Origin of the sequence: Kitasatospora sp. DSM 101779 (assembly GCF_025655475.1) — a bacterium.
Classification (GTDB): domain Bacteria; phylum Actinomycetota; class Actinomycetes; order Streptomycetales; family Streptomycetaceae; genus Kitasatospora.
The window spans coordinates 6926357-6930040 of sequence record NZ_JAHTIK010000001.1; the positions used below are offsets into that span (position 1 = coordinate 6926357).

Sequence of the window (3684 nt, forward strand, 5' to 3'; positions counted from 1 at the left end):
CCGGCCTGCGCCGGTCCCGAGTCCGAGGCCCGGCCCGCCTCCGGCGGCGGGGTGCCCCGGCGGGGTGCGAGCAGCGCCGAGACGATGCCGAGGGCGGCCAGCGCCGCGCCCACCCACAGCGCCGGCTTGAAGGCACCGACGAAGGCGTCGGCCGAGCCGTAGACGCCGGGGCCGGTGAAGACCGCCGCGAGCACCGCCACGCCGAAGACTCCGCCGATCTCGCGGATCGCACTGTTCGCTCCCGAGGCGACGCCCGCCTCCTGCGGCGGGACGGCGCCCATCACCGCGTTGGCCACGGTCGGGAAGCACATCGAGGTGCCGACGCCGGCGACCGTGAGGGCGATGCTCAGCTGCGCATACCCCATGCCGGGGTCGGCGATCGCGGCGACCCAGCCGAGCCCGGCGGCCTGCAGCGTGAGGCCGGCGGCCATGAACGGCCGGTTGCCCCACCGCTCCGAGAGGGCGCCCGCGACGGGTGCGACCACCATGGGCGTCGCCGTCCACGGCAGGATCCACAGGCCTGCGGCGAGCGGCGAGTTGCCCAGCCCGACCTGCAGGAACTGCGACATCAGGAAGAGCGCGCCGAACAGCGAGGCGTACATGAAGAAGCTGACGCCGTTCGCCGTGGCGAAGCCCCGCAGACGGAACAGGCCGAGCGGCAGCATCGGGTAGCGGGCCCGCCGCTGCCGGGCGAGGAAGCAGGCCACCAGCGCCGCTCCGGCCAGCAGCGAGAGGACCACCTCGGCGCTGCCCCAGCCGGCCGTGTTGGCCCGGACGAGCCCCCAGGTCAGACCCAGGAACCCGGTACCGGCCAGGGCGAGTCCGGGGAGGTCGAGGCGCGGCCGGGGGCCGTAGCTCTCGGTCAGCCGGCGCAGCGCGAGCGGGGCGAGCAGCAGGCCGATCGGGACGTTCAGCCAGAAGATCCACTGCCAGTCGAGGCCGTTGGTGATGGCTCCGCCGACCACCGGCCCGGCGGCGACGGCCAGGCCCGCGATGCCGCCCCAGAGCCCGATCGCGGCCCCGCGCTTCTCGGCCGGGAAGGCCTGGCTGATCAGGGTGAGGGTCAGCGGCATCACGATCGCCGCGAAGCCGCCCTGCACCGCGCGGGCCGCGATCAGCACGCCGACGGAGGTCGACAGGGCGGCCGCGGCCGAGGCGGCGGAGAAGCCGAGCAGCCCGACGGCGAACATCCGCCGCCGGCCGAACCGGTCGCCGAGTGCCGCCCCCGTCAGCAGCAGGCAGGCGAAGGACAGGTTGTAGGCGTTGACCGTCCACTCCAGGTCGGTGAGTTTCGCGCCCAGGTCGACCCGCAGCACCGGCAGTGCGGTGGTGACGACCAGGGTGTCGAGGGCGACCATGAACAGGCCGAGGGACGCCAGGACGAGGGTCCACGCCTGGTGCGGCCGGCCGGCGGCCGGTGCGACGGGCCCGGGGACGTGCGGGGTGGCTGCGGGGGGCATGGGATGCGCTCCTTGCGGATCGGGTGCCGGAATCGGTCTCACCCGACCGACGGACGGCCCGGCGCCGGATCGACAGGAATCGCCGGAGAATCTCCCGGAACGGAAGAATTGTCCGGGAAGGTGTCGATCCGGGCGGGCGCCGACCGTCGGCATGACGGGAGGGCCCGGCCGGCGGGCCCGATCGAGAAGGGATCGCGTCATGGCGCAGTACCTGATCCTGGTCTACCGGGAGGAAGCCCGGGTGGCCGCCGCGTCCGCGGACGAGTGGGAGGCGGCGCTCAAGGACCACCTCGCGTTCCAGGAGCGCAACGCGGCGGCCCTCCTCGGGGCCAACGCCCTGCACTTCACCGAGACGGCCACCTCCGTCCGCCCGGACGGCTCCGGCGGCTCGGCGGTCACCGACGGGCCGTTCGCCGAGACCAAAGAGGCACTCGGCGGCTACTACCTGGTCGAGGCCGCGGACCTGGACGAGGCCATCGCCGTGGCCGAGCAGGTGCCCGTGCACTTCGGTGGCGGAGTCGAGGTCCGGCCCGTCCGGGTGTTCGACTGACGGGGGTCGCCGATGGCCACCGACCCGGCGGTCGCGGCGGCGGTCGCGGACGCGCACCGGCGCGAGTGGGCCTTCGTGCTCGCGGCGACGGCGCGCGTCACCCGCGACCTCGACCTCGCCGAGGAGTGCGTGCAGGACGCGTACGCGAAGGCGCTGACGGTGTGGGGCGAGCGAGGGATCCCGCGGCGCCCCGGCGCGTGGCTCACCACGACCGCCCGCAACCGGGCCACCGACGAACTGCGGCGCCGGGCCGCCCTGCACCGGACGCTGCCGCGCCTGCTCGACCGCACCGCCGGTCCCGGGCCGCAGGACCCCGCGCCGGAGCCGTCCGGAGACGGTGAGGAGTTCCCCGACGACCGGCTCCGGCTGATCTTCACCTGCTGCCACCCGGCGCTCGCCGAGGAGGCCAAGGTCGCCCTCACCCTGCGGCTGCTGTGCGGCCTGACCACCGCCGAGGTGGCCCGCGCCTTCCTGGTCGGCGAGACCGCCATGGCCGCCCGCATCACCCGCGCCAAGAAGAAGATCGCCGCCGCGCACATCCCCTACCGGGTGCCGCCCGCCGGTGAACTGCCCGACCGCATCGACGCCGTCCTCACCGTCGTCCACCTGGTCTTCACCACCGGCCACACCGCCCCCGCCGGCGACGACCTCGTCCGCCGCGACCTGGTGGAGCGCGCCGTCGACCTCGCCCGGATGCTGCGCACCCTGCTGCCGCAGGACGCCGGGGTGGCCGGACTGCTCGCGCTGATCCTGCTGACCGACGCCCGGCGCGAGGCCCGGTCGGCCGAGGACGGGCGGATGCTGCTGCTGGCCGAACAGGACCGGCGGCGCTGGGACCGCGCGCAGATCGACGAGGGCCTCGCCCTCGTCCGCGAGGCGCTGCGGCCGCGGCCGCCCGGGCGCTTCGCGCTGATGGCGGCCGTCGCGGCCGTCCACGCCGAGGCACCGAGCTGGCAGGAGACCGACTGGCACGAGGTGGTCGCCCTCTACGACCTGCTCGTCCAGATCTGGCCGTCGCCGGTGGTCGCCCTCAACCGGGCCGTCGCGGTGGGCTTTGCGGCCGGCCCGGCGGCCGGCCTCGCCGCACTCGACGCGCTGGCCGCCGAACCCCAACTGGCCGGCTACGGGTACCTCGCCGCCGCGCGCGCCGACTTCCTGCGGCGCCTGGACCGCACGGCCGAGGCACGGCTGGCGTACCGGGAGGCGCTGCTGCTCACCGCGAACACCGTGGAACGCGACTTCCTGGCCGACCGCCTGCGCGCGCTGGACGCCGCGGGCCCGGGGTGAGACCGGACGGGCCCGGGCGCCCGGCTGTCAGCGGAGGCAGCCGGTGATCCGGACGGTGGTCCGGGCGTGCGCGACGAGGCCGCTGCCCGGGTCGGTGGCCGCGAAGTCGAGGGTGTAGTCGCCGTCGGCGAGCAGCGGCACGGTGAAGCGCCCGGAGCTGCCGGTGCCGACGGTGACCGGGCCGTCGGGGCCGGTGATCTGCCAGAGGGTGTGCTGCGGATCGGTGATCGGCCGGTCGCCCGGCCGGGTGCGGGCCGTGCCGCCGAACGGCTCCTCGCAGCCGCGGCGGAGCGTCCCGCCCTGGTGCGGCTCGGTGATGGCGACCGCCGGCGGCTGCGGCCGGGCCGAGGGACTGCCGCCCGGCGCGGGCGCGGTGACGCTGCCGCC

Annotated in this window: 4 protein-coding genes; 2 read left to right on the forward strand and 2 right to left on the reverse strand. The window is 75.9% G+C overall.

Going from position 1 to position 3684, the window contains the following annotated elements; genetic code table 11:
• The coding region (locus KSNIM_RS31410; RefSeq protein ID WP_263106510.1) for an MFS transporter at positions 1–1460 on the reverse strand (1460 nt) is incomplete at its 3' end.
• A gap of 199 nt (positions 1461–1659) precedes the next feature.
• On the opposite strand from KSNIM_RS31410, the gene KSNIM_RS31415 reads away from it, so the two are divergent.
• A complete protein-coding gene (locus KSNIM_RS31415; RefSeq protein ID WP_263106511.1) occupies positions 1660–2010 on the forward strand; it encodes a YciI family protein in 351 nt (116 codons plus the stop codon).
• A 12-nt stretch (positions 2011–2022) separates the two neighbouring features.
• Entirely contained in the window at positions 2023–3297 is a 1275-nt protein-coding gene (locus tag KSNIM_RS31420; protein ID WP_263106512.1) for an RNA polymerase sigma factor, read from the forward strand.
• A gap of 27 nt (positions 3298–3324) precedes the next feature.
• On the opposite strand, the gene KSNIM_RS31425 is transcribed toward KSNIM_RS31420, so the two are convergent.
• Positions 3325–3684, reverse strand: a 360-nt coding sequence (locus KSNIM_RS31425; protein ID WP_263106513.1) for a hypothetical protein, incomplete at its 5' end; no start/stop codon positions are given.